The following is a 25,263-nucleotide window of genomic DNA, read 5'->3' on the forward strand; positions in this document are numbered from 1 at the left end:
ATGGCTGGCACTTAGTCATGCTTTGTAAAGGGCCAGCAAGCCGTGTCTCTTTTAATTGCAGGACGTTTCCTAGACAATCCCTGCCGCCTTGTGCCTGTTGGAATCGATGGCTAGTCTGCGATCCGTCACTGCTCATCAGTGATCGGGTTTAGTCGCCCGACCTTTCATCACGTGCACGGTCTTCCATCAGTTTTATGGTGGCTGTGCGCAGGGCACCTTCGGGTGCGCCGGATTTTCCGTGATGGCCGGTCGACTAACCTGCGTACAGCCGCCCCCCATTCGTTTAGTCGCGACGGGTGTCGACTCCTAAGCCATTACGGAGTTACACCATGAATAAAGTCGTCCCCGACCCACCCCGCAGCTCAGCCAAAGCCCGCGCCGCGTTCAACCGCGCCATCGACCATTACCTGCCTACCCAAGGTGTTCAAATCGAAGACTTGAGCTTCGAAGACCCTTTGCTCTAAACCGCGAGTTTGCTCGACAGCGCTGCAGCCACCACGCTCAATTGCAGTGAGAAGCTGGCAAGTCCCGAACGGGCGAAGATTCTGGCGGTGTGGCATTTGCTGGAAATGGCCAGGACGACGGTGGACCGCTCGATCAAGTGCCTGAAACCTGAAAAACGGTAAAAAATGTGGGAGCGGGCTTGCTCGCGAATGCAGGGTGTCAGTCGCCAAATGTGTTGACTGATACGCCGCATTCGCGAGTAAGCCCGCTCCCACAGTTGAACTACGGTGCTAGCGAACTATTTAGACACCGGCATCGCAAACTCCGCGCCCTGCTCAATACTCTCCGACCAACGCTGCATGATCGACTTCTGCTTGGTGTAGAAGCGCACGCCTTCAGTGCCGTAGGCATGCATGTCACCAAACAAGCTCTTCTTCCAGCCACCAAAACCGTGCCAGGCCATCGGTACCGGAATCGGCACGTTGATGCCGACCATGCCCACTTCGATACGTCGCGCAAATTCGCGGGCGATGTTGCCGTCGCGGGTAAAGCAGCTGACGCCGTTGCCGAACTCGTGGTCATTGACCAGTTTAATCGCCTCGGCAAAGTCATCCACGCGCACACAGGCCAGCACCGGGCCGAAGATTTCTTCGCGGTAGATACTCATGTCTTTCGTCACATGATCGAACAAGGTCGCGCCGAGCCAGAAGCCATTTTCCAGGCCGGGTTCGGTGGGCACGTAGTCACGCCCATCGAGCAGCAATTGCGCGCCGGCTTGCACGCCTTGTTCGATGTAGCCGCTGATGCGCTCCAGTGCCGCGCGCGAAACGATCGGGCCCATCTCGGCCTTTAAATCGCGGCCGTCGGTGATGCGCAGTAGCTTGGCGCGCTCGGTCAACGCGGCGATCACTTTGTCGCCCACATCGCCCACCAGCACCGCCACCGAGATCGCCATGCAGCGCTCGCCGGCACTGCCGTAAGCTGCGCCCATCAACGCATCGACGGTTTTTTCGATGTCCGCGTCGGGCATCACCACCATGTGGTTTTTCGCGCCGCCCAGCCCTTGCACGCGCTTACCGTTGCGCGCACCGGTCTCGTAGATGTACTGCGCAATCGGCGTGGAGCCGACAAAGCTCACAGCCTTAACGTCCGGGTGCTCGATCAGCGCATCCACTGACTCCTTGTCGCCCTGCACGACGTTGAACACGCCTTTGGGCAAGCCAGCTTCGCGCAGCAACTCGGCCATGAACAGCGACGCGCTCGGGTCAGTCGGGCTGGGCTTGAGGATGAAGGTGTTGCCCGCCGCGATGGCGATCGGGTACATCCACATCGGCACCATCACCGGGAAGTTGAACGGCGTCACGCCAGCGACCACACCCAGAGGCTGGCGCATCGTCCAGTTGTCCATGCCCCGCGAAACCTGGTCGGAATGTTCGCCCTTGAGCAGGTTCGGAATGCCGCACGCGAATTCGAGAATATCGATGCCACGGTCGACTTCGCCCTGGGCGTCGGTGAATACCTTGCCGTGTTCGGCAACGATGATGCGCGCCAGGTCATCTTTGCGGTCACGCAGCAGGTGCAGGTATTCGAACAATACGCGGGCACGACGGATCGGCGGGGTGTCGGCCCAACTGGCGAAGGCGGCCTGGGCGGCGGCGACGGCTTCACCCACTGTCTGGCGGCTGGCCAAGGCGACGCGACCAGTCACTTCACCGGTAGCCGGGTTGTAGACATCCTGATAGCGATCATCGCGGGAAACGCGCTGGTCGTTGATGTAGTGCTCGAGGGTGGTGCTCATGGCAGTTGATCCCAGGTCGGTAACGTTGGAGCCCACAATAGGCTTTCGGTTTGTTCCAAACCAGAGCAGAATCCAGAACTGATTGTCCTTTTAGGCGAACAATAGAATCATGGAAAAGGCTGAGATCGAGGGGTTGTGGACGCACATTCACTGGTTATCGGTGCTTGAGGAACAAGGCACCTACACCGCCGCTGCGGCGCGCCTGGGCGTGAGCAAGTCCGCCGTGAGCCAGCGAATTTCCGATTTGGAAAAAGCCACCGGCACCCGGCTGGTCACCCGCACCACACGCAGTGTACGGCTAACCGACGCGGGCCTGTCATTGACCCGCGACGTGCGCAGCGCCTACGAACACATCGCCCGTAGTTTCTCGTCGGTGCGCGACTCTGCCGGAGAGATTCGCGGCCTGGTGCGCCTCACCGCACCGGTGGCGTTTGCCCGGCAACAACTGGTGCCGCTCCTGTCCGAGTTCCTGCAGCTTTACCCGCAGGTGCGCATCCAACTGGATGTGTCGGATGCCCTGAGTTCGCTGGCGGCCGAAGGCTACGACCTGGCCGTGCGGCACGGCTTCCAGGTGCCAGAAACCCATGTGGCGTGGAAACTGTGCGACACCGGCTCGGTGCTGGTCGCCACACGGGACTACCTGCAACAACACGGTGAACCGCGCGACCCCGGCGATCTCAGCGCACATAACTGCCTGTACTACCCACGGGGCACCGACCAGCCCGCGTGGACCTTCGAACGCGGCGGCAAAAAAATCGAGCGCATCACCGTGCCGATCGCCGGCAGCTTTTCCACCAACAACAGCGAAGCCCTACGTGACTCGGCGCTCAACCACTTGGGCATCGCCCTGCTCCCGGATTTCAGTGCGCAGGCCGCGCTGGCCAGTGGCACGTTGGTGCAGGTGCTCAGGGGCTGGGCGCTCAAAGGCGCGTTTGCCGATGAGATTTACTTGATTCGGCCGTACTCACCGCATGTGCCGAAGTCGGTGACTGCCTTGGTGGGGTTTCTGAAGGACAAGCTATCCGGTGGTTTTCGCTTCGTGGGCAATTGAAGTCGGCCCCCAAGCGTGGGCATGGACCTCATCGAATCTCCACACAACCTCACGGGAAACTCCACCGAGAGTCGATAACCTGATCAGCCCTACGTTCAAAGGCGATCGACATGTTGGCCCTCAACCCACGCGTGCTACTCATGGTCCTGTTGTTGCCCGCTGGGCTCTGGACTCAAGACGTTGGCGCCGCCCGCGTGAAGAACGATATCCCGCCGCGTCTGCAGTGGACGGCGAACTTCGGTTACTGCGGTGAAGTGGCCTTCGTCAGCGCCGGGCTCTACTACGGCCAATACGTTTCCCAATATGACGCCCGGGCCATTGCCAGCCCCGGTATTGACCAGTCCAAAGCGAAGAGCCAGTTGCTCGTAGGTGTGAACGATGGCGCCGCCGCCGCACGGATGCATTTGCAGACGGTGCAGTGGAACAGTGTCAGCACGCTGGACGCCTACGCCTTCCTGACGTGGTTAAAGGGCAATGTATTGGCCGGTTATCCGGTGATCATCGGTGTGTATGAAAACATGCACGCGTTCGAAGGCTCCACTGAGGCGGCGGCCGGCGACGCACAGTACGACCATATCGTGCCGGTGATCGGCGTCTCGTCGAAATACCCGCTGACGTTACCGCCGCACGCTTACCCCGACGACGTGCTGGCCCTGAGCGATAACGGCCTCTGGTCACCCGACGGCGCCCCGGCGTATCGGTATCACTACTCGTTCGACCGTTTCCAGGCCAACCGCCAGGAGGCCAACACGCCGTCACAGGCGCTGTATTCCCTGCCACGCAAACGGCAGTACGGCGTGGCTGTGACCGGCATCATCGATCACGACGGCCTGACGCTGCCGGTGCGGCTGTGGACCGAGGTGATCGCCGAGCAACCGCCGATGGCGCAACACGCCAATACCCGGCCTCCGTCTGCCGCGTTGGCACTGACCGTGACGGTTTCCGGTTTGAAGCCGAGCGTGCCCTACACCCTGTATCGCTACGACACCTTCGCCGCAGTCCCGAACGCCGCCTTTAACGCCAACGCGTCCCAGGCGGCGCAACAATGGAAGGTCAAGATCGAAACAGGCTCGACTTATACGTTGAAAGAGACCATTCGTTCGGACCAGGTCGCGGTGTATCGGGCAGTTCCAGACACGGCGCCTTAACCCCTCACCGAGTTAAGCGGAACCGTTCCCAACCACTAGCCACTGGCAACGTTAACTATAGCCAAGAGCAATAATCAACAGAACGAACAGCGTGATTTATTTATTAAGCTGTTACGAAAAAGGGCCATGAACAACAGATTATTGACATCCGAGAAAAGTCCATACAACTAATTGTAAACAGTGAATAAATCCCTCCTGACTGCGCCTGCTAAAACACCATTTTCAAACACTTCCCTTCGCAAACTTGCAAAACAACCACAACCGGCTAAGTTCATGGATAGCATGAAAGCCATCAGCCATTACGCATACAACCCGCCCTCCAGGCAAGGGGTTTTATTGCTCTAAAAACAGCGCTTAACAGTGACACGGAATTTAAGTCTTAACTCTCAAAAGGGATGCTTTGATGAAGCGCAGCCGGTGGTATCGTGCGTTTTCGAAAAAGGGGCCAGCCACGCATTTTTGGCTGTCGTTGATGGGCTTTTCTGTGCTGGTGATTGCCAGCTTCCTGTTGTTTGAACAACAGATCCAGGCGTTCCTGACTCACCTTAACCTGTACCAACCCTCGACACCCGCCCAAGCATTCAACCTGGCTCTGCTGCTGATCGCCCTGCTCGCCCTCGACGTGGTGCTGCCGGTGCCGTCGAGCATGGTCGCGCTGCTGACGGTGGCCGTACTCGGCAGCCTCGCCGGTTACCTGGTGATTTTCATCGGTCTGTGCCTTGGCGCCGGGCTGGGTTATGCGCTGGGGGCCGGTTATTTTCGGTTGCTGTCAGGCCGCCTTGGGCTGCATCAGCGCCAGCCTGGGCAGTTGGCGTATCGGCTGGGTACGCTGTCGTTGATCTGCCTGCGTGGTGTGCCAGTGTTGGCGGAAACTTCGGTGGTGGCCGCTGGGATGCAACGTTATCCACTGCGCGCATTTTTGCTGATTACCACATTAGCCAATGCAGGGCTGGCACTCGCCTACACGGCCATCGGCACGCTGCTGATCGAGCAGCACGCGCTGCTGGTCACTCTGCTCGCCAGCATGGTGTTGCCGCTGGCGTTTGTGGCCGGTTATAGCCTGCTCAAACGCAAGCCCGTTGTGGATCAACCGCTGCGTGGGCGATTCGAGGTGCATTACGACTACCCGGTGATCTTCACCGACCACCTGTTCGACCCGCTCAACCCGTGCCTGCATCAGCAGCTCACTCACCCACCCAGCGGGCCAGTGAAGGTGATGGTGTTTGCCGATGAACAACTGCTGCACAGCGCCCCCCTGTTGCTGGCGCAGATCGACGCCTACTTCGCCGCCCATGCCGACCTTCACGTGCAAGCCGCGCCCATCGCCGTGCCAGCCGGTGAGCTGAGCAAAAACGCGCAAGTGCTGGAGCAGCTCTACAGCGATATGCTGCGACACGGCTTGGACCGGCACTGCTACGTGTTGGCCCTGGGCGGCGGCGCGGTACTGGATGCGGTGGGCTACGCCTGCGCCACCTTCCACCGCGGCATTCGCCTGATCCGTATCCCCAGCACCGTGCTGGCCCAGAACGACGCCGGTATTGGCGTAAAAAACGGCATTAATGCCTTCGGCCAGAAAAACCTGCTGGGCGCCTTCTACCCCGCCACGGCGGTGATCAATGACTTCCAGCTGCTCACCAGCCTGACCCGCCGCGACCAGATCGCCGGGCTGGCCGAGGCGGTCAAGGTGGCATTGATCAAGGACCAGGCGTTTTTCGAGTGGATGGAGCAGCACGCCGACGCCCTCGCCCGCTTCGATCACCCAGCCAGCCGTTACGCGATTCGCCGCTGCGCCGAGCTGCACCTGGCGCACATCACCGGTGCCGGCGACCCGTTCGAACGCGGCAATGGTCGGCCGCTGGATTACGGGCACTGGGCCGCGCACAAACTGGAGAACCTCAGCCACCACCGGCTGCGCCATGGCGAAGCGGTCGCGGTGGGCATGGCGTTGGATGGGTTGTATGCCAATGCCCTGGGCCTGCTGAGCGATACCGACACGCAACGGGTGATGAATCTGTTGCACAAGCTGGGCTTCAACCTGTGCCCGCCGGAGCTGAGCTTGATCGACACACAGGGCCGCTCGCCACTGCTGCTGGGCCTGGAGGAGTTCCGCCAACACTTGGGCGGGCAGTTGTCGATCCCAATGCTCAACCGCATCGGCCAGTCGGTGGACCTGCATGAAATCGACAGCGCGAAGATGCAGGCGGCGCTGCACCGGCTGTCGTCATGCAGCGATGCGGCGCTGCCCCTGGGCGAGGGTTACGCACAGTGAGCCCGATGAAAACCTGGCTGACCCTCGGCCGGGTCTCCAACCTGCCCACGGTGTGGACCAACACCCTTGCCGCTGCACTGCTCGCCAGTAGCGCCGGCGCCCTGGCGCCGCCGTCGTCGCTGGTGTGGGGGCTGTTGTTGATCACGCTGTCGTTACTCTACCTGGCCGGCATGCTGCTCAACGATTGGCTTGATGCCGACTGGGACCAGCAACACCACAACCCGCGCCCGATCACCCTGGGTTTGGCCAGCCGCCAGCAAGTCGGCCTGGCCACCGCGCTGTTGCTGATACTCGCCGCCGTGGCGGTGCTGGGCCTGAGCCGTTTGATTGACGAGCCGCATTGGCTGCTCGGCAGTGTGGTGCTGTTGGTGGGCTGCATCTTCGGCTACAACCTGCTGCACAAAAAATACGCCCACAGCGTGTGGCTGATGGGCGCCTGTCGCTCGGCGCTGTACCTCACGGCAGCGGCGAGCCTGGCGGTGCCGCCGGAGCCGATCTGGCTTTGCGCGGTCCTGCTTGGGGTGTACATCAGCGGTTTGACCTACCTGGCCCGCCAGGAACACCGCAACCAGTTGATCAGCCGCCTGCCGTTGCTGCTGATGCTGAGCCCGCTGGCCCTGGCGTTCTATTCCAGCACGCTGTGGTTCTGGCCGGTGTTGTTGCTGTGGTTGGGCTGGCTGGGCTGGCATTACTGGAAGCACCTGGCCAACCCGCAACAGCGCCAGGTCCGCGCCTTTATCGGGGCTGGGCTGGCGGCCTTGCCACTGTTCGACGCACTGGTGCTGGCGGTGGCCAACCAGCCGTTGGGCAGCCTGTTATGTGTGCTGGTGTTTTTTCTGCTCCCCCACTTTCAGCGTTGGATCAAGCCGACATGAACATGCGCCAGGATTGCCTCGCCGAACATCGCCAAGCCCTTCAACAACAACTGCCCCCCGCCGCATTGCACTGGTGGCAGCACACCCAGACGCAGCTTGCCCAGCGACCGGACGCCGCCACGGCGGCGTTGTTCAGCGGCCAGTGCAAGCGTCATCTGCCGGCCCCTGATGTCGCGCTGGCGCGTGCGTTGGTATTAGCCCAGGCGCTGGAACACACCCCGGCCGACGAGCAGTTGCCGCTGCTGCGCCAGCTGTTCCTGTGGGGCGACGATCAGGAAAAAATCGCCCTGCTCAGCGCGCTCGACTGGCTCGACAGCGACGGCGAGTGCCTGGAACTGGCCTTGCAAGCCGGGCGCACCAGCAACCCGCAGGTGTTTGCCGCCCTCGCACTCGACACGGCCTACCCGTCACGCCACTACGCGGAGCGCGCCTTTCACCAACTGGTGCTCAAGGCACTCGGCATGGGCCTCGACGTCGGGCGCCTGACCGGCCTCACGCAACGCCACAGCGTCACGCTCAACCAACTGGCCCTCGACCTGCTCGACGAACAGCTCGCGGCCGAACGAAGCGTGTCCGCCGGACTGCCCAAAGTGATCGCTTTCGACCTGCTCAGCCCGGCACAACAGCAGCGCCTGCGCGGCTTGCGCTTGCCGGTGGAATGGCACGCCTACCTGCACTGACGTACATCGCCTTCCCTTGACGAGGATTCACCATGCTCAAGTACTTCGATCCGCATATTCACATGGTCAGCCGCACCACCGACGACTACCAGAACATGGCGGCCGCTGGCATCACCGGGGTCATCGAACCGGCATTCTGGCAGGGCCAGGCGCGTACCAGCGTCGGCAGTTTTGTCGACTACTTCGACACGCTGCTGGGTTGGGAACGCTTTCGCGCGAGCATGTTCGGCATCCATCATTTCTGCACCATTGGCCTGAACCCCAAAGAAGCGAATGACCTGTCGATCGCCAATGAAGTGCTCGAGATTCTGCCGCGCTACCTGGTGAAAGATGGCGTGGTCGCGATCGGCGAAATCGGCTACGACGACATCACCCCGGAAGAAGATCGCTTTCTTGCCGCGCAGCTTGAGCTGGCCAAGCAATTCAACCTGCCAGTGCTGGTACACACGCCGCACCGCGACAAGATCGGCGGCACCCAACGCACCCTGGCGGTGATCCGCGAAGTCGGAATCGCCGAGCACTTGGTGATCATCGACCACCTCAACGAACTGACCTTACCGCTGGTGCTCGACAGCGAATGTTGGCGCGGCCATTCCATCTACCCCAACACCAAGATGTCGGAGCAGCGTATGGTCGCCCTGCTCAAGGAATACGGCACCGAAAAAATGGTGGTTAACAGCGCGGCGGATTGGGGCATCAGCGACCCACTTAAAGTGCCCAAGACCGGCCAGGCGATGTTGGCCGCAGGCTTCAGCGAAGCCCAGGTAGAACAGGTGCTGTTCCACAACCCAGTGGACTTTTTTGCCCAGAGCGGCCAGTTGGACAAGGCACTGGTCAGCACACCGTTGCCCATCGACCAGCGCAAGCAATGGCAGGAAAATTCGGCCCTGCGCGGCCAGGACCCGGTGGTCAAATGAGTGCCGGCAGCGGCTGGACGGCCGCGCAGGTCGGGTATTGCAGCAATGTGCACCCGACCCGAGACCTGGCGGGGTTACGCGCCTCGATCAAGCAGCACTTTCAAGGCGTGCGCCGTCTGCGCGGGTTGGAGGAACAGGACAGCGGCCTGTGGATTTGCGCCCATGCGGCGGCGCAGTTACAGCAAGAATCAGCGCGTGCGCAGTTCCTGCACTTGCTCAACCACAGCGGTGTGCGCCTGACGTCGCTGAACGGCTTTCCCTATGGCGAATTTCACCAGGGCGCGGTGAAAGCCGAGGTGTACCTGCCCAATTGGGCCGACCCGCTGCGGCTGGCCTACAGCTTGGACCTGGCGCGCATCCTCGCCCATGCGTTGCCGCCCGACTGCCGCCACGGCGTGATTTCCACGGTGCCGCTGGGTTACGCCGCCACGTGGACCGAGGCCTTGCAGGCGCGCGCCGACGAGCATCTGAGCCAACTCACCGCTGCACTCGCCAGCCTGCATTGGGAAACCGGCAAGAAAATCGTGTTCTGCCTGGAGATGGAGCCGGATTGCGTGCTGGAAAGCACCGAGCAGGCCATCGCGTTTTTCCAGCGTCGACAAGCCATGGACCCAAACCATACGTACCTGGCACTGTGCTTTGATGTGTGCCACCAGGCGGTGATGTTCGAAGACTGCTATCAGTCGCTGCAAAGGCTGCATCAGGCGCGGGTGCCGGTGGGCAAGATTCAGCTGTCCAACGCGCTGATTTGCCGGCTGCCGTCTGACGACGAAGACCGCCGCGAACACGTGCTCAAGACCTTGAGCACCTTTGCCGAAATCACTTACCTGCACCAAGTAAAGGCGCTCGATGCAGGCGGCCACCGAGTGGCGTGGCCAGACCTGCCCGCCGCCCTGGCGCATTGCGCCGGGTTCAACGAACTGCGCATCCATTTCCACATCCCACTGTTCAGCGAACACCTGCTGTTGCCGGAACTCAGAGGCAGCCAGGTGGCCCTGGCTCAGACCTTCGACTACCTGGCCGCCCACGGCGATTTTCGCCCGGTGCTGGAGGTGGAAACCTACAGCTGGGGCGTGCTGCCCTTTGAGCTGCGGCCCGACACCGAGCGTGCTCAGTTGGAGGGCATCGCCGCCGAACTGCGCTGGGTCGAAGAGCAGCTGCGCCAGCGCAACCTGCTGCACGTGCAGGAGGCCTACGCCGATGCCCTCTGAGCAACCGCTGCTGCTGATCAATGTGGTCGGGCTGACGCCGTCGCTGCTGGGTGAGGCGACGCCGCATATCAATGCACTGCTCAAGACCGCCCAGATGGCCACCCTGCAACCCGTGTTCCCCGCCGTCACTTCGACCGTGCAGGCCTCGTTCCTCACCGGCACGCCACCCTCGCAGCACGGGATTGTCGGCAATGGCTGGTACTTTCGCGACCAGGCTGAAGTGCGTTTTTGGCTGCAGCCCAACGCGCTGATCCAGGGTGAGAAGGTTTGGCACACGCTCAAGCGTGAGCTCCCAGGCTTTCGCTGCAGCCAGTTGTTCTGGTGGTACAACATGTACGCCGACGTGGACGCCGCGATCACCCCGCGCCCGCATTACCCGGCCGATGGGCGCAAGCAGTTTGGCCTGTATTCGTCGCCGCCCGGGCTGCATGAGCAGATCGAAGCGCAAATCGGCGAGTTCCCCTTTCATGGCTTCTGGGGGCCGGCGGCGGGCATTGCGTCGAGCCGCTGGATCGTCGATTGCGCGATGGCCGAGTTCCAGATCAATCGCCCCCACCTGCAATTGATTTACCTGCCTCATCTCGACTACAGCCTGCAGCGCGTGGGACCTGATCATCCGTCAATTGCCGATGAAGTACGCGCCATCGACGCCGAGGTAGGGCGCTTGCTGAGCTTCGCCGAGGCGCAGGGCGCGGCGGTGATGGTGCTCTCTGAATACGGCATCGAAGCCGTCGAACAATCGGTATCAATCAACCGCGTACTGCGCGCCGAAGGTCTGTTGCACGTGCGCCAATCCCTGAGCTGGGAATTGCTCGACCCGGGCGCCAGTGCGGCGTTTGCGGTGGCCGATCATCAGATCGCGCATGTGTATGTGAAGCAGGCGCAGGACATCCCCCGCGTCAAAGCTTTGCTGCAAGGCCAGCCCGGTATCGAGCAGGTGCTGGACCACACCGAGCAACACACCTGGCAGCTGGATCACCCGCGCAGCGGTGAGTTGGTGGCCGTGGCCGCAGCGGGCTACTGGTTTGATTACTACTACTGGCTGGACGAGCGCAAGGCACCCGACTTTGCGCGCACCGTGGACATCCACCGTAAGCCCGGCTACGACCCGGTCGAGCTGTTCATCGACCCGGCAATTCGCTTCCCCACGCTGAAAGTCGCGTGGCGCCTGCTGCAGAAAAAACTCGGCTTTCGCTACTACATGGACCTGATCCCGCTGAACACCACACTGGTTCGCGGCAGCCACGGCCGCTTGCCCCGTAGCGTGGAGACCGGCCCACTGCTGATCACCAATTGTGATCTGGCGTTACCGCAACACCTTGCGGCGACGGCAGTGAAGCAACTGCTCCTGGAGCATTTCCTGGGGCGCCCACACGTTGAACTGGCCAATGCCAAGGAGCTTCCATGCGGCGAGCCTTATCTATCACTGTCTTGAGTGCACTGGCCGGATTGGCCCAGGCTCAAGGCGCAAACACGTCCTTCGACTGCACGGATTTCTTGCAGTTTGGTGACGACATTGACAAGACCCGGGCAACCTTCACCCAGAGCCCGGAAACCCTGGCCTGGAACTGGTTTGCCTGCCTCAACCAACCCACTGCGGTACAAAGCCCTGACCGGGTCTGGGAAACCATGAAGCCGTCGGATCAGGTCTACCTGACCAACGGCGCGCAACCCCTGACCTACGCACAGCGCGTACCCGTGCCACCCGCCGTACTGACGCAAGCCCAGGCGATGGGCATGAACGTCAACCGCATGTTCCACAACCTCAATGCCACGCAACAGGTGGACGGGCTGATCCTGGAAATGGGCGGGCAAGTGCCGCAAGCCCAGCAAGGCCAGGCGGTGCGCTTCCAGCTGCTGATGGGGCCGGACACCTTCAACTACATCGTGCAGCAGAAGGTCTACAACGTGAATGGCCAGGCCGCGTTGACCAGCGACCTGAACTTTCCCTCCACCGCCTGGGAACTCAAGGCCGCCTGGCTGTGGATCGGCAACAACCCGACCTATCAGCAGCAACTGGCCAACGACGGCTACTACATCGCCCAGACCTACTACCAACAAGGCAGTGAGTACGTGGTTGGTTATGCCGCGTTGAGCGGCTTGCACGTGATCAACAAACTCAACCCTGACTGGGTGTGGACCACCTTCGAAAACCGCAACAACGGCAAGTACACCGTGACCAACGCGATCCCGCCCACACCGATGACCAACAGCACCGGGCCAACCACGGCGGCGCAACCGGTCAACACCAGTTTCCAGGCGAGCTACCCGGCGCTGGCGCAGTACGAGCTGATCGGCGTGCAGTCCAACACCACGCCCACCCTGCTCGCCAACTCCCAGTTGGAATCGGCGTTCCAGAGCATGTCTTCGTGCTTCGCCTGCCACAGCACCGCCGCGTATTCGCCGAGCAAGGGCTACTTCAATTTCGCCCTCAAAAAACAGGGCGGCATCGTCTACCCCACCGCCGAACTGCCGGCCTCCGACTTTGTCGGCTATCACAAACTGGACTTTGTCTGGTCGCTCAAACGCGCCCAGTGGCAACGCTAAGGAGCCTCACATGAGCGTATTGAATTTCCCGCGTATCTACCTGGGCGGCCATATGTTCTGGAACCCGCCGACCGCCAACAATAACGACATGTACCCGCTCTACGATGCGGTGAAAATGCAGATGAACTGGCGGTTCCTGGAAGCCTTCAAGATCACGCCGCTGAACGCCGCCAGCAACCTGCTGCCGTGGACCATCGCGCCACTGGCACCCGCCGCCGTACCCGACTACGTGATGCAGGTGCCGGGCAATGCCGGGCAGCTGACTTCGCCGATGATCCCCGGCGAATGGAACCTGTTCGGCGACAACGCCTGCGGCACCGTGAGCTACAACCAGACCCAGTCGGTGATCACCGGCGGCGAGTTGCCTGACGGTGGTTATGTGAGCGAGGACCCGCTGATCAATCAAAGTTATCAGTTGCTCGGCAATCCGTTTGGCGGCGCGCCGAATTCCCCGGCGCGCTTTGTCGACGTGAGCCCGTGGCAGAACACCTTCACCGCGTTGTACTTCGACAAGTTGGTACTGGGTAACGCCGAATGCGGCCTGACGCTCACCCGCGAGCACCGCATGCTCGACCGTTTCCTCAACTTCAACTGGGCCAACCTCGGCGGCCTGGCGTACGTGACCACCACGTGGCAGACGTGCTTCCCGAAGGAAAACCTGGCATGGGTGATCGGCAACTCGGCCTTGCTGCAAAACCTGCAGACGCAGATGGCGCAACAAAATGCCAAGGGGCTGATGTTCCGCTTTACCACCTACCTGACGTGCTACGACAAGAACGGTATCTTCAACAACTACCCGCCCATCGATACCCACAGCTCCACGCCCGAAGCCCAGGCCAACGTGCAGGCTATGTATCAACAGGCGCTGGATAACGTCGGTGATATTTTCTTCAACCCGGCCTATAGCCGTACCGTGGGCAGCCTGGGGCTATGGTTTGAAGACGAATTCCCCACTGCGCCAGCGGGCCGGCGCCTGGTGCCGGCACAAAAAGTGCCCATCTACAAAACCTCACCGGGCACCACCAGCCAGGTCCAGTTGGGCGTGATCTCGGCCCAGGCCCATGGCACTACCTTGTCGCTGGACCTGGGCAATGCCTTCCCGTTCTATCCCATCGACAGCAAAGCCGACATTCCTGTGGCTGCCAAGTATCAAGCCGGTAACTATCAGATTGGTATCCGCCAGGGCGCACAATTCAGCCCATTGGCAAGCTTCGGCTATGACGACTACCAGCAATTGGCGTTCGACAAACGCGCCGGCATCCTCGACCTGCCGCTGACCGTCGAAGCCCAGGCGCAATTGCAGACGGGCAGCCTGGAATTGCAACAGCCAGGCACCACGCCAATCATCGCCGCGACCCAGCAAATGTGGACCGCCGAGGTGGTAGAGAGCGCCAGTTTCATCGACGTGGGCGACACCAAGACGCTGCAGGTCATGGTGCAATACGACGGCCAGCCTGCGCCGGCCGGCACCACATTGTGGGTGGCCGAATACGGCAATGCCTACATGTTGTGCACCACCGATTACTACCTGGCGTTCAGCAACGCGGCGGACTTTTCGCTGTTCAACAACGACCCGCAGAACCCGGCCAATAACAGCCCGTGCCTGCCGCAATTTAGCGGTGCGAACACCCTGCTCGGCCAGATCACCGAAGGCACCGGCCGCCAGCTCATGGCGACCCGACTCGCGGTGTCAGCCGATCAGACGACGCCGGTGACCTACCAGCAATTTCTGCCGACACCCGCCGCTGTCGCTTTGAGCCCGACGCTCAAGTTCGCCAACCCGATTGCCCTGCAAGGCACGTTGCAAGACCCGCTGAACAGCAACGTGCAATACAGCGTGACCAAGATTCAAACCGACGCCAATGGCATCGCCAACCTGACCGTCACGGCTCAGGCGCCAGGCTTTCCGACCTTGCGTTTCTTTGTGCAGGACGGTCAGCAGGCACCGGTGATTCCGTTCAGCTTCCCGCTCAACCAGGCCTTTACCGACTTCCTCGCACCGTTGCGCGTGCTGCCGCTGGAACCGCAGATGCAGCAGGACTTCGTCAACGCCTGGAACCTGATTTATCAGCGTGAAGACGCCGGCAAACTGATCTGGGAGACCTTCATCTACCCGTTCATCTTGCAGCCGTTCTATTACCTGTACCCGATCATGAGCAAGTACATGCCGCTCAATAACCTGACGCGCATCGAGGGCGCCGTCGACCAACTGATTGTGTTGATCAGCAAGGAGTACCAGGAGGAAAGCACCCTGGCCATGCCCATCACACGCGACATGCCGCAAAGCCGTCGCGCCGTGCTGGAGCTGTGGGCGCAGGCCCTGGTCAAACGCAACTATCCGCCTATCCCACTCAACATGAGTGACTACCAGTAGGCCGCAAACAGGACCACTGGGTGACGCGCCTGTCACCCGGTTTTCAAAGGAGTGTTGTATGAACGCCAGCCTCTTGAACCGACTGCTGTTGCTACTGCTGCTGAGCTCCGCTGCGTTTGCCCAGGGCGACAGCGGCGCCGTGTACTTCACCAATGGGGTGCACAACAGCGCAGGCTGTAATGCACAGAACGGCAACTGCATCGCCAAACGTGCGCCCAGCGACCCGTCCGATCCGTTTTTCCCGGCGCAATGGATCAGCGATTGGACGATGTACCGGGTGATGAACAACTACCAGAACAACCCACCGCCTTACAGCAACCCACCCTCCACACTCAAGCCTTCGGACTACACCGTCTCGCGCGGGACCAGCTACTACGACAGCACCTACATCCCAGCCGACGGCGACGGTTTCGGCGCGATGATGGAGCACTACGAGAAGTACTGCCTGCCGATCTTCCCAATCAAGAACAACAACTACAGCTGCTCGTTCGTGTCCCTGGGTAACAAGGCGTACTTCCTGACCTACCCGCAGGACCGCCCGAAAGATATGCCGGCCTGCTGCATGTTTTCACCAATGAACCATCCGCCGCGCCAGGACTTTATCGAACACCTGCCCTACAGCGCCGAGCGCAGCAAAAACCTAAGTGGCAGTGTGCAGGCCTATGCCTTGGACCTGATCTCACCGGCGGGGCCGATTCTGTTCGGGTATGCCTTTAACCAACAGCAGACCGGCAAACCGCCCTACCGCCTGCCGCAGTCGTTCTTCTTTTCCGGGGACGTGAGCGTCGCGAATGCGCCAATCGTGAGCCAGAACTACACGAACTTTCGCATCGCCAAACCCGACCCAGCGCAGACCTGGGCGCAAGTGGCCGCCATGTGCCCATCGAACCCGCCGCCGTGCCAATTGTTTGAGCCACCGGCTTCACAGAGCAACGGGCATAAGGCCCAGTGGAACCGGCTCATGCAGCGCCACCCCTGACCACAAGGACGTATCGCCATGAAAACGTTATTGAGTGTGATGTTACTCGGGCTGGTCAGCCTGTCAGCCCTGGCGCGGGAAGCGCCTCAGCCGTCGACGCAGGCCACGCAACTCAACTGCCAGCCGCCCACCAGCGCACCGGCCGCCACCGCCAGCCAGGATCAGTTCGACCAATACAGCTGGCAGCTGTTTATCGCCTTGAACTGGCCAGCACAGGACGGGCAACGTGGCACGCCCAATTGCAGCAAACAGCCAGGCGATTCGGGCTATACCGTGTGGCAAACCTACAAGACGGTCAGCGAAATCTTCCTGCCGGGGGCCGCCAATCCAGGGCCGTGGAACAGCCCGCTGACCGCCCGAAGCCTGGGCATCATCAACATCGCGGCGCTGAAGAACAGCTCGCTGGTCAACTCCATCGACCAGGCGGTGGGTGGCTGGCTGATCGATCAGGCGGGTAACCCGACCTACTACGATATCTCGGCTAACCAAGCGTCCTACAACTACATCGTCGGCAACAATTTCTACAACGCGAATGTGGTGTCCAAAGCCAGCACCATCAACTTCCCCAATGGGGTCATCGAGGTCAAATCCAGCTGGCGCATCCTCACCGCCCGGGACAATGCCAGCCATTACCTGACGCAGTTCGCGCGCGTAGCGCGGTTCAACAGCCAGGGCCAGCGCATGGGTGTCGGCGAGGCGTACCTGGGGTTGGTGGGCTTGCACATCATCACCAAGGTCAACGGTTACCCACAGTGGATCTGGTCAACCTTCGAGCAGGTCGAAAACGTGCCGCCCAAAGCCATGGTGAACGGCCAGTGGGTCGACCAACCGGTGACCGGCACGGCGTATTCCTATTTCAACGCGGCCGCGCCCGCTGCCGCGCTTAACCAGTCGCCGTGCAACTGGCAAACCCAGGGCACGCAACTGGTCTGCGTCCCCAAACCCGGCACCACGTTCCAGACGCCCAACCCGCTGAACCGCGTGACGCCGATTGCCGACGTCACCGGTTGGGTGAACAACAACTACCGCACCCACCCTGGGCTGCAACGCAGCGTGTTGAAGTATTACCAGTTGATCACCACCCAGCGCCCGTTGATGCCGAACAACCCGAGCAACCCGCTGGGGCAGCCAACCCCGGCGCTGTCGGCCAACGTGACCATGGAAAGCTATATCCAGCCCAACAGCAGTTGCATGAACTGCCACTCCATGGCGACACCGGTAAAGAGCCCGTTCAAGTCGGACTTCTCGTACCTGTTCAAATTCGCCAACCCGCCTCTTACCCCTCACGCCACGGACAAGGAATAGACCATGAGCATCCTCAATGGACCACGACTGAATTTCTGGGGCGGCATCCGCACGGACGTGAGCTTGCCGAACAACTCGCCGACCATTCCGTTCAACGGCAATGAGGAATGGCCGCTCTTCGACCTGACCACGTCAACCCTGGCGCCCGGTGCGCAGTCGTACACCGACGACCAGTTGAACAACATGATCAACGCACCCACTGGCAACTACTACACCGCCGGCGGCTGGAACCATTACGGCCAGCATGTGGTGGACATGCAGAACGCCTTGATCAGCTCCCAAGGCAACCCCGGCAACATCAGCACCACGGGTGATCAGGTCGGCCAGCCGGTGTACCTGCTCGGCTCGGTGGACCCGGCGACCGGCCAAGGACCGGTGTCCGGCCCGATGATGGTCGACCTCGACCCTAGTGCCTCAACCACCACGCAGATATTTGTCGGCGGCCTGCAAATCGGCGCAAACGACAATATCCAGCTGCTGATTCGTTGCAATGCGGTGTGCAGCAGTTTCGACGTGACCACCCGTGTGCTGGAACCGGCGAAGATGGACGCGCCAGGCTCGTTCCATGCCAGCGGCACTTTCCAGCTGACCTTCCCGCTGAGCAATATCGTCAGCTGGAATAAGAACAGCAGTGGCCTCAAGGCGATCATTCAAGCGCCAGGCGCAACAGGCATCGTCTTGCGCTTCGTGATGTTCGAGATGTGCCCGCAGATGACCACCGCACAACTCGATGCTGATTACGCCGCCGGTAAATACACGCCTAACCCGAGTATCGGCCGGGTCATCGGTACACTGGCGCCGGCCTTTGCCGGCGAGCCGCTGAGTTGTCAGCCGGGGCGGCAATTGATCAATGCATCCACGGGCAACGCCGCCTACGCGGCACTGGGCAATAACGGTTTGCTGAGCCTGGACATGGTCAATGTAATTCCCAAACAAACCTTCCGTGCCGTGCGCGACGACATCACCAGCCCTATCGGGCCAAATGCGAACTATGGGCCGGTGACGATTTCAGCTGGCACCGCCGCGCTGATAACGCTCAACCCAACGGCCAGCCCGTTGGTCAATTACTACGTGTACGGTGGCATCGTCGACGTGCCCCTGAATGCCAGCCAGCAGCAAGCAGTCAAGACCACGCCGCTACAGATCACCGGTCCCAACCCGGTGGCAGGCAAGACGCTTAGCGCGAGCGAATCCATCTATCGGGTGTATGCCGACCAGCGCAACCTGTACCTGGAGGATTACCCCAACGGCCTGACGATCAATTTGCAGGTTCGCTACCTCGGCGGGCCAGTGCCGAAAGCCACAACAGTCAGTCTGGACGCCAGCGCGCCGGGGGTTTACGAACAGAAGCAATACATCGACTTCCTCAACTTCCCAAGTTCGCTGACGGTGAGTGCTGGCCAGCAGGCCGTCAGCTTTCCCGTCACGCTTAAACCTGGCAGCGCCGCCCAGGCGGGATTTGTGGCGCTGACCTGCACGGCCAATGGGGTGAGCAACGGCGCGTTCTTCACCAACTTGCGCAAGTACGCGCAAACCGACTTCGGCATCGCCAAGGGCAGCACCATCACGTGGGAACAGGTGTACCCCAACGTACTGCGTTTTCACTACCTGGCCTTCCCCGCCATGTCGCGCTACGTGCCACTGAACCAGCCCGACGCGATCATGGCGGCGAAAAACGCCATCCTCGCGCGCACCTCGGATGCCTACAAAGGCACCACGCTGTTCATGCCGGTTGTGCGCTCGATGTCCCCCGCCCAGCGCGCACTGCTGCGCGCCTATCTCACCGGCAGCCCATGGCAGCCGCCGCAATAGGAGGCAAACCCGATGACCCCGCATATCCCTGCTCAACCCATTGAAGCCCTACGCCCTAGCACCTTCATCGCTGAAGGTTTGCTCAACCCACGCGGCGTGTGCCTGCAGGCCGATGGCAGCCTGTTGTTGGCGGAAGCTGGCTCAGGTTCAGCGGACCAGCCATTCAGCGGCCGCATCAGCCGGCTGCACCCTGACCCGCAGCAACCTGGCGCCTACGGGCCCAGCGAAGTCGTCGCCCAGGGTTTTCGCAGCATGAACATGCAGGTGCGCATGCTGCGTGATGAAATTATGGGGCTGTCCGACATTGCCTGTGGTGACGGGCGCTGCCTGGCCAGCCAGACCGATTATATCGGCGGCTCCAAGCTGCTCGACCTGCAATACAGCCCACCCGAGCCGGTTTTCCACAGCCATGGCAACCTGAATGCATTGTGCTACCACCCGACACGACGCAGTTGGTTGGCGGTGAAACCCGATACCAACCAATTGGTCGAATTTAGCAACAGCGAGCAGGAGCAGGTGCTGGCGCAACTGCCTGCATTGGATCAGGGCCAGGAAGCGGTGCCCGTCACCCTGGTGTATGAACCGCAAACAGACGCGGTATTGATCAGCCTGTTTTCCGGCGAGCTGCACGGCGACCCGGCCCGTAAAGGCATCGACTTTGCCGACTACGCCGGGCAGGTAATTCGAGTGCAACCGAGCAGCGGGCAAATCGAGGTGGTGATACGCGGCCTGCAACTGCCTACCGGGTTGGCGTGGTGCCCGCAGGGCAACCTGCTGGTGCTGGAATTGTGCAGCCACCTGCAACAACCCTTGCCGCCAAACTGGAACGGCGAGCCATTGCAGGGCGGCTTTACACGATTCAGCGGGCGATTGTTGCGCTGCAACCTGCACAGTGGCCAGGTTGAAGTACTCGCGCGCGGTCTGGATACGCCGTCCAACCTGTGTCGAGTGCAGGGGGCCGTGTTAGTGAGCGAGGGTATGGGATTGACAGGCAGACCGCTGCCAAGGCCCGACCATACGGTAGTGCCATTGAGTGGCAGGCTGCGGCGGGTGCAGTTGTGAACTTACACCGCCTCCTCTAACCGCAAAACGGTCGCGGGCCCGGCACGAAAAGACGCATTGTGCCTGGCCGCTTCCACCCCGTGCGCTGCCACGTGGTGGGCATCCAGCGCGGCTTTGGAGGCCCACTTCTCGATCAACACAAAACTGTCGTTGTTGCCGACAACCGGGTGTAAATCGTATTGCAAGCAACCGTGCTCGGCGCGAACCTGCGGGGCCAGTTGCGCAAACGCCGCGAGCTGCTGCGAACCTTTGCCGGGCTGGGTATTGATAAGGACGACAAGTCGCACTTCATCTGACATGAACACACCGTTGTGTAGGTTGGAGTAGGAACCTGCACCGTACGTGAACTGACGACATTGGTGCAAAAAACTGCAATACGCACGCATATTTCACGCGGTTTTCACAGTTGGGCGCCTAGTCTCAATTCAGCTCCTAAGCGAACACCTTTAAGCCCGCGCCCCCATCGTGGGCTTTTCTTTGCCTGCGATTTGGATCGCAACGCCGTACTTTCTCAGCCGAGAAAAATGTTCTAATTCAGACACCATCAATCACCTCAGCATCGGTGTGTGATGCTTGTCTGCACTGAAAGGGAATTCATGAAAAAGCCATTTCTGGGTCTTTTAATCGGCGTGCTGCTCGCAGGTTGCACCACCGCCCCACGCTATCAAGTGCCGGATGGGGTTTGGTATGCAGAGAAAGAAGACCCCACCCGGTACGGGTACCAGGTTTACGTTTACTTCAAGGACGACAAACAGTTTATCTGGTGGCGGACCAAGGAAACTCGGGACGTGGTGATGCAGCGCTGGGCTTACTACACCCATGACCATCCTGGCGTTGACCACCCGACCGCGTTTACCCGTGAAGGCGACTCAATAAAGGGCGAGCGAATCATCGTCAATAGAAACGATAAGGGCGTTCTTCAGGCCACCACCACTCAAACTTTTACTGGGCGCTTTCAGGGTGACACGCTTGAGATGGCGCTCACTACTTCCGCAGTTTGGGCCTCGGGTAACGATGCTGGGGGCGATGTCGTGCGATGGTCGATGAAGCGTCTAAAGCCTCAAGCGGCCAAATGACAGTGATCCGGCGATCACCGGGTTTATAGAAGCAACACAGGGAATTGAAATGCGAGTAACACCAGTCCTACTAGCACTTGCCCTTGCAGGTTGCAGCGCCAAGCCGCCCCAACTTTCAGAGAGTGCGCAAGCCCGCCTGAATGCCCCGATGCCCACCTCTGAACAACAGCGCGTCCGGGAGTGCGCGGGAACGAGCAATGTCGTCGAAGGCCACACGTTCGTGCTCAAACTGCAGGGGAGACCTGCGGACTCGGGTGGCGAAATCTGGGCGACCCTGGAGCGAGCCAAGCGTCTAGGCTGCACTAAAGCAGAAATGGACGCTGCGGATATGGGCCATTGGTCGAGCCCCTTCACAGTGCCGCGCCCGCGCTGATTTATCTGCCCAGCCTTTCGCGCTCGTCGGGCGCCGGAGAAACCGTCGAGGTCGCAGCCCTGTCACTTCGCGACCTCCGGCCGCTTCTGTACTGCGCTCCAAAACGCTGTGTTTGCGTAACCCATCGCCCACAAAACCTGCGCCAGCGGTTGAAAAAGCGCCACTTTGCTGGCGGCCAGGCGCATCAGCCAACCGCCATCACCGTCCTGCGACAGCCTAGGTCGAGCGGCTCTCGTCGCGACTTTGTTGTTTTTTAACGCCTTTCCCGGTCTTTCGCTCGTATAAATGGTGAATAACCCAGACGAGCAAAAGCAGGCCTGCCAAGCTAAAAATAAATAACAACAGCTCTATTGCGGGACCTTCGTGTGAAAACATCTTTCGTTCCTCGTCCTGAAGTCGCACAACCCCAATAAGGCTGCACCCGAAATTATTCGTAACAATTCAAACATTTTCAGGTTAGCGATCAAAACCGCAGGTGGCAACCCTGAATCGTCGTGAAACCATTGATCTAGACGGGTTGCCTATTGAGTCGAGTCATCACAGGGCCTTCAGACAAGAAGGAGATGCTTTAATGCCCGCCCTCACCTCAGCAAATGGACTTGGCCTGATGCACAAATACTTTCTGTCTTCGTTCTTGCTACTGGTCGCGGGATGCAGCACCGGCCCCTATCTGCATCCGCACTCTTCTATCGGTAAGAACGCCCTGCTCAGCCGAACCTGCCCCGGCCCAAAAGCTGCGATGAGCTTTGAGCCGTTATCTGCAGAACTCAATGGGGTTCACCTGCTGGTGTATGTGGCACCGCCGGGCACCTACAGCTGGCGGAGCAAACAGCATTCAGTGAAGCCGGAACTTCGACTGTTTGGCCGCCTCTATAATCCGCGACATCCCAGCGCAGACACTCCGCTTTGGGTCAGCGCCGCGTCGCCGGTCGTCACCGTGCAATTGGCGTCCGGTAAGACTTACCCGATAACGGTCAAGCAACTGGAAACCGGCTTCGATCCCAGGCAAACATTCAGCCCGGGCACTCACGGCATACCATTGAGCAACGACGACATCGACGATTTTACCCTGACCTTTGCGGATATTTTCGTGAATGGCGAGAAAGTCCCCATGGCGCCCATTCACTTCAAGAAACGCGAAGAGCGCTATGCACCGGTTTTCAATTGCTGAGTTGAATCCGCAGAGGCGGTAGAACGCCCCACTTTAAATTTTCAGGAAGATTGCAATGAACGGACGCACCTTGATAATCGCTACGCTGCTGGCCTTCCCCACGCTGTCGGTGGCCGCAACGCCCCCACTCGACGGAAAACTAACCGGGGCAACCGATGCTTTGATGTATTCCCGGGCAAAATTCACCTGCGGGGCTGTGCCCGCCGACCTTGCGGCCGACTATGTGAAGGCAGCCAGGCTCATCGCAGGCCCCAGTGAGGAATACGAAGCGGCCTATCAGCAGGTAGCCTCTAGAGAAAATAACTGGCCCAACATCCCAAACGCCGCAGACCGTGCGCTCGAATGCCAGAAAGCGCTTGAGTCGTTGCAGATCAAGGTCAAACTCGCACAACGCTGGTTCCCCGATGCCTACCCATCATCCTAACCACGCGACAGGCTTTTTCATCGCCACACGCCCTGCAAAACCCGGCGCAATAGCTGGGCTCGTTGGCCCTTTGTGGTCGTCAGTTATCGGGGTGCTGGCTGGCAACCGAATCGGCGGCGCCAGCAAAACGTGAACAAGGCAGCGGAGGCGCTCAACACAATCGGTGGTTTGTTCAAGTAAGCGGGGAAACCCTGTAAAAAATCCCGCGATTCAGGCTGAGTGAAAAGCTAGCCATTTGTCGCGGCGCCACACTTATTGCTGGCGACATGGTCGCGATTGATGGCAAAAAGTCCCAGCGAATGAAAAGGCTGGAATCATCCCATTAGTCCCGTCCAATAGAGCTATTAATACCGGACGGGTGACGAGCAGTTTTTGATCGAACGACCTCAAACTATAACGAAAAGTACCGCTGGATTTTGTCGCATCTCTATACGGCATCGGCACCTCTTTTGCGAACAGAGGGTTTCCTCGGCCCACTCGCGCTTAGCATTAGTGCCCTGTATAAAGACAGGATTTTTGACATTGCCAACAGGGGGACAGCCATATGGCATTTCTGACAGATACTCAACTCAAGGAAATGGGTTTCAAGAAGCTTGGCAAGAATGTGAAGATCAGCGACAAAGCCTCCCTCTACAATTGCGATCAACTTTCAATTGGCGACAACAGCCGCATCGATGATTTTTGCGTGATCTCAGGAACGGTGACGCTGGGCCGGAACGTGCACATTGCTATTTTCAGCAACGTGGCCGGGGGGGAGTCAGGAGTGACGATGGAAGACTTTTCCGGCCTGGCTTATGGGTGCCAAGTGTTTACTCAATCAGATGATTACTCGGGAAAAACGTTGACAAACCCAACCGTCCCCAGCACCTACAAATCCGAAACCAAAAGCCCGATCAATATTGGTCGGCACGTCATCATAGGCACCAACTCAATCGTGCTTCCAGGCGTAGACCTCGCTGAGGGGTGCTCTGTAGGGGCGATGTCGATGGTTACAAAATCGACCGAGCCCTGGGGAATATATTTTGGCATTCCTGCCAAGCGCATTAAGAACAGAAGACGTGACCTTCTTGATCTTGAAACCGAGTACCTTGCTTCGGAGCTCAATTAATTCGCCCGCCCGCTCGCTTGAGCATATTGAATTGCATGCCCTACCCTTGGCGCACCCAACAATCGCATTCCGGCCCATGGCCGCGTTCAACACGCAAACAAAAAAGCTGGCTTGGCGACCAGTGTTCTGGAGAATCTACCCCAAGTGCTGCTGGGTTATGGTCATGGCTGGGCACCTGGTTTTTTTGCGGACTGGTTGCAAAAGACAGCTCTTATAGCGACTTCGCAACCTTTTCCCACTCGAAATGTGGCAGCAGCATCCGGGCTGCTGGCCACAGAGGTTGAGGAGTACAGTGCACGGAAGCAGGAGGGAGAGAAAATAGTCTGGGGGGACTGGTCAGGGAGATTACCGAAAGGAATGCCTGCAATCCATCCATGTACCTATGATCAACAGGCATGGGAAGCGGATGACGAAGGGGATGGTGCGTTTGCGCCGGGATAAAGCTCGGAAAAGAGCGTAGTAAAGCGCTTTCGAAACTAGCGACCCGCAGCTAGCTGCAAAGATTGAAGGGTTTCAGTTCCGCGACATCCGGCCCAAGGCAGCTTCAGAAGTCCTAGATATCGGGGATGCCAGCCTGCTGCTCGGCCACAGCAAACAGGAGATCACCAAGCGGGTTTACAGGAGGTTCGGTGCGACCGT

Annotated in this window: 20 protein-coding genes and 1 pseudogene; 19 read left to right on the plus strand and 2 right to left on the minus strand. The window is 60.0% G+C overall.

From position 1 onward, the window contains the following. The first annotated feature begins 329 nt into the window (after window positions 1-329). A pseudogene (locus tag FW764_RS22960) lies at window positions 330-626 on the plus strand (DUF6124 family protein). Between the two features lie 116 nt (window positions 627-742). On the opposite strand, the gene FW764_RS22965 reads toward FW764_RS22960, so the two are convergent. Beyond that, window positions 743-2,242 (minus strand): CoA-acylating methylmalonate-semialdehyde dehydrogenase, encoded by a 1,500-nt coding sequence (locus tag FW764_RS22965; RefSeq protein ID WP_446435851.1) that lies wholly within the window; start codon window positions 2,240-2,242, stop codon window positions 743-745. Window positions 2,243-2,351: 109 nt separating this feature from the next. Between FW764_RS22965 and FW764_RS22970 the strand changes: the two genes are divergently transcribed. From FW764_RS22970 to FW764_RS23035, 14 genes are all read left to right on the plus strand, one after another. Next, window positions 2,352-3,293, plus strand: a complete 942-nt coding sequence (locus FW764_RS22970; protein ID WP_446435852.1) for a LysR family transcriptional regulator — start codon at window positions 2,352-2,354, stop codon at window positions 3,291-3,293. A 110-nt stretch (window positions 3,294-3,403) separates the two neighbouring features. Further along, window positions 3,404-4,441 (plus strand): hypothetical protein, encoded by a 1,038-nt coding sequence (locus tag FW764_RS22975; RefSeq protein ID WP_446435853.1) that lies wholly within the window; start codon window positions 3,404-3,406, stop codon window positions 4,439-4,441. A gap of 403 nt (window positions 4,442-4,844) precedes the next feature. Further along, entirely contained in the window at window positions 4,845-6,710 is a 1,866-nt protein-coding gene (locus FW764_RS22980) for a 3-dehydroquinate synthase (protein ID WP_446435854.1), read from the plus strand. Window positions 6,711-6,715: 5 nt separating this feature from the next. After that, window positions 6,716-7,585, plus strand: coding sequence for a UbiA family prenyltransferase (locus tag FW764_RS22985; protein WP_446435855.1), 870 nt, complete (start codon window positions 6,716-6,718; stop codon window positions 7,583-7,585). Beyond that, window positions 7,582-8,265 carry an EboA domain-containing protein gene (locus FW764_RS22990; RefSeq protein WP_446435856.1) on the plus strand — a complete coding sequence of 228 codons (684 nt, stop codon included), beginning with the start codon at window positions 7,582-7,584 and terminating at the stop codon, window positions 8,263-8,265. Before FW764_RS22985 ends, FW764_RS22990 begins: the two co-directional genes overlap by 4 nt. Window positions 8,266-8,297: 32 nt before the next feature. Further along, window positions 8,298-9,182 carry a TatD family hydrolase gene (locus FW764_RS22995; protein WP_446435857.1) on the plus strand — a complete coding sequence of 295 codons (885 nt, stop codon included), beginning with the start codon at window positions 8,298-8,300 and terminating at the stop codon, window positions 9,180-9,182. Next, on the plus strand, window positions 9,179-10,393 hold the full coding sequence (gene eboE / locus FW764_RS23000) for a metabolite traffic protein EboE (protein ID WP_446435858.1): 1,215 nt from the start codon (window positions 9,179-9,181) through the stop codon (window positions 10,391-10,393). The genes FW764_RS22995 and eboE overlap by 4 nt, the downstream gene beginning before the upstream one ends. Then, complete coding sequence (locus FW764_RS23005) at window positions 10,383-11,828, plus strand: alkaline phosphatase family protein (RefSeq protein WP_446435859.1); 1,446 nt, start codon at window positions 10,383-10,385, stop codon at window positions 11,826-11,828. Before eboE ends, FW764_RS23005 begins: the two co-directional genes overlap by 11 nt. After that, complete coding sequence (locus FW764_RS23010; protein ID WP_446435860.1) at window positions 11,798-12,940, plus strand: hypothetical protein; 1,143 nt, start codon at window positions 11,798-11,800, stop codon at window positions 12,938-12,940. The genes FW764_RS23005 and FW764_RS23010 overlap by 31 nt, the downstream gene beginning before the upstream one ends. Window positions 12,941-12,950: 10 nt before the next feature. Next, window positions 12,951-15,314: a hypothetical protein gene (locus FW764_RS23015; protein ID WP_446435861.1), complete on the plus strand. Its 2,364-nt coding sequence runs from the start codon at window positions 12,951-12,953 to the stop codon at window positions 15,312-15,314. Between the two features lie 58 nt (window positions 15,315-15,372). Further along, window positions 15,373-16,293: a hypothetical protein gene (locus FW764_RS23020; RefSeq protein ID WP_446435862.1), complete on the plus strand. Its 921-nt coding sequence runs from the start codon at window positions 15,373-15,375 to the stop codon at window positions 16,291-16,293. An 18-nt stretch (window positions 16,294-16,311) separates the two neighbouring features. Then, complete coding sequence (locus FW764_RS23025) at window positions 16,312-17,598, plus strand: hypothetical protein (RefSeq protein WP_446435863.1); 1,287 nt, start codon at window positions 16,312-16,314, stop codon at window positions 17,596-17,598. A 3-nt stretch (window positions 17,599-17,601) separates the two neighbouring features. Then, window positions 17,602-19,410, plus strand: a complete 1,809-nt coding sequence (locus FW764_RS23030) for a hypothetical protein (RefSeq protein WP_446435864.1) — start codon at window positions 17,602-17,604, stop codon at window positions 19,408-19,410. A gap of 12 nt (window positions 19,411-19,422) precedes the next feature. Then, window positions 19,423-20,472 carry a hypothetical protein gene (locus tag FW764_RS23035; RefSeq protein WP_446435865.1) on the plus strand — a complete coding sequence of 350 codons (1,050 nt, stop codon included), beginning with the start codon at window positions 19,423-19,425 and terminating at the stop codon, window positions 20,470-20,472. Between the two features lie 2 nt (window positions 20,473-20,474). On the opposite strand, the gene FW764_RS23040 is transcribed toward FW764_RS23035, so the two are convergent. Continuing rightward, window positions 20,475-20,771 (minus strand): putative quinol monooxygenase, encoded by a 297-nt coding sequence (locus FW764_RS23040; protein WP_446435866.1) that lies wholly within the window; start codon window positions 20,769-20,771, stop codon window positions 20,475-20,477. A 297-nt stretch (window positions 20,772-21,068) separates the two neighbouring features. Between FW764_RS23040 and FW764_RS23045 the strand changes: the two genes are divergently transcribed. From FW764_RS23045 to FW764_RS23060, 4 genes are all read left to right on the plus strand, one after another. After that, the gene (locus tag FW764_RS23045) at window positions 21,069-21,548 is read left to right on the plus strand and encodes a hypothetical protein (protein ID WP_446435867.1); all 480 of its coding nucleotides are present in this window, start codon (window positions 21,069-21,071) and stop codon (window positions 21,546-21,548) included. A 944-nt stretch (window positions 21,549-22,492) separates the two neighbouring features. Next, the gene (locus FW764_RS23050; protein WP_446435868.1) at window positions 22,493-23,092 is read left to right on the plus strand and encodes a hypothetical protein; all 600 of its coding nucleotides are present in this window, start codon (window positions 22,493-22,495) and stop codon (window positions 23,090-23,092) included. 55 nt (window positions 23,093-23,147) lie between these two features. Then, complete coding sequence (locus tag FW764_RS23055; RefSeq protein ID WP_446435869.1) at window positions 23,148-23,516, plus strand: hypothetical protein; 369 nt, start codon at window positions 23,148-23,150, stop codon at window positions 23,514-23,516. Window positions 23,517-24,060: 544 nt separating this feature from the next. Next, the gene (locus tag FW764_RS23060) at window positions 24,061-24,624 is read left to right on the plus strand and encodes an acyltransferase (protein WP_446435870.1); all 564 of its coding nucleotides are present in this window, start codon (window positions 24,061-24,063) and stop codon (window positions 24,622-24,624) included. Window positions 24,625-25,263 lie beyond the last annotated feature (639 nt).

Source organism: Pseudomonas sp. 1152_12 (assembly GCF_052850675.1).

Bases quoted from the DNA above. Each gene is read 5' to 3' on its own strand.
- eboE (WP_446435858.1), top strand. From the start codon at position 9,179: ATGAGTGCCGGCAGCGGCTGGACGGCCGCGCAGGTCGGGTATTGCAGC.
- FW764_RS23030 (WP_446435864.1), top strand. From the start codon at position 17,602: ATGAGCATCCTCAATGGACCACGACTGAATTTCTGGGGCGGCATCCGC.
- FW764_RS23020 (WP_446435862.1), top strand. From the start codon at position 15,373: ATGAACGCCAGCCTCTTGAACCGACTGCTGTTGCTACTGCTGCTGAGC.
- FW764_RS22975 (WP_446435853.1), top strand. From the start codon at position 3,404: ATGTTGGCCCTCAACCCACGCGTGCTACTCATGGTCCTGTTGTTGCCC.
- FW764_RS23055 (WP_446435869.1), top strand. From the start codon at position 23,148: ATGAACGGACGCACCTTGATAATCGCTACGCTGCTGGCCTTCCCCACG.
- FW764_RS23015 (WP_446435861.1), top strand. From the start codon at position 12,951: ATGAGCGTATTGAATTTCCCGCGTATCTACCTGGGCGGCCATATGTTC.
- FW764_RS22970 (WP_446435852.1), top strand. From the start codon at position 2,352: ATGGAAAAGGCTGAGATCGAGGGGTTGTGGACGCACATTCACTGGTTA.
- FW764_RS23035 (WP_446435865.1), top strand. From the start codon at position 19,423: ATGACCCCGCATATCCCTGCTCAACCCATTGAAGCCCTACGCCCTAGC.
- FW764_RS23010 (WP_446435860.1), top strand. From the start codon at position 11,798: ATGCGGCGAGCCTTATCTATCACTGTCTTGAGTGCACTGGCCGGATTG.
- FW764_RS23040 (WP_446435866.1), bottom strand. From the start codon at position 20,771: ATGTCAGATGAAGTGCGACTTGTCGTCCTTATCAATACCCAGCCCGGC.
- FW764_RS23050 (WP_446435868.1), top strand. From the start codon at position 22,493: ATGCCCGCCCTCACCTCAGCAAATGGACTTGGCCTGATGCACAAATAC.
- FW764_RS23025 (WP_446435863.1), top strand. From the start codon at position 16,312: ATGAAAACGTTATTGAGTGTGATGTTACTCGGGCTGGTCAGCCTGTCA.
- FW764_RS23005 (WP_446435859.1), top strand. From the start codon at position 10,383: ATGCCCTCTGAGCAACCGCTGCTGCTGATCAATGTGGTCGGGCTGACG.
- FW764_RS22965 (WP_446435851.1), bottom strand. From the start codon at position 2,242: ATGAGCACCACCCTCGAGCACTACATCAACGACCAGCGCGTTTCCCGC.
- FW764_RS22985 (WP_446435855.1), top strand. From the start codon at position 6,716: ATGAAAACCTGGCTGACCCTCGGCCGGGTCTCCAACCTGCCCACGGTG.
- FW764_RS23045 (WP_446435867.1), top strand. From the start codon at position 21,069: ATGAAAAAGCCATTTCTGGGTCTTTTAATCGGCGTGCTGCTCGCAGGT.
- FW764_RS22990 (WP_446435856.1), top strand. From the start codon at position 7,582: ATGAACATGCGCCAGGATTGCCTCGCCGAACATCGCCAAGCCCTTCAA.
- FW764_RS22980 (WP_446435854.1), top strand. From the start codon at position 4,845: ATGAAGCGCAGCCGGTGGTATCGTGCGTTTTCGAAAAAGGGGCCAGCC.
- FW764_RS22995 (WP_446435857.1), top strand. From the start codon at position 8,298: ATGCTCAAGTACTTCGATCCGCATATTCACATGGTCAGCCGCACCACC.
- FW764_RS23060 (WP_446435870.1), top strand. From the start codon at position 24,061: ATGGCATTTCTGACAGATACTCAACTCAAGGAAATGGGTTTCAAGAAG.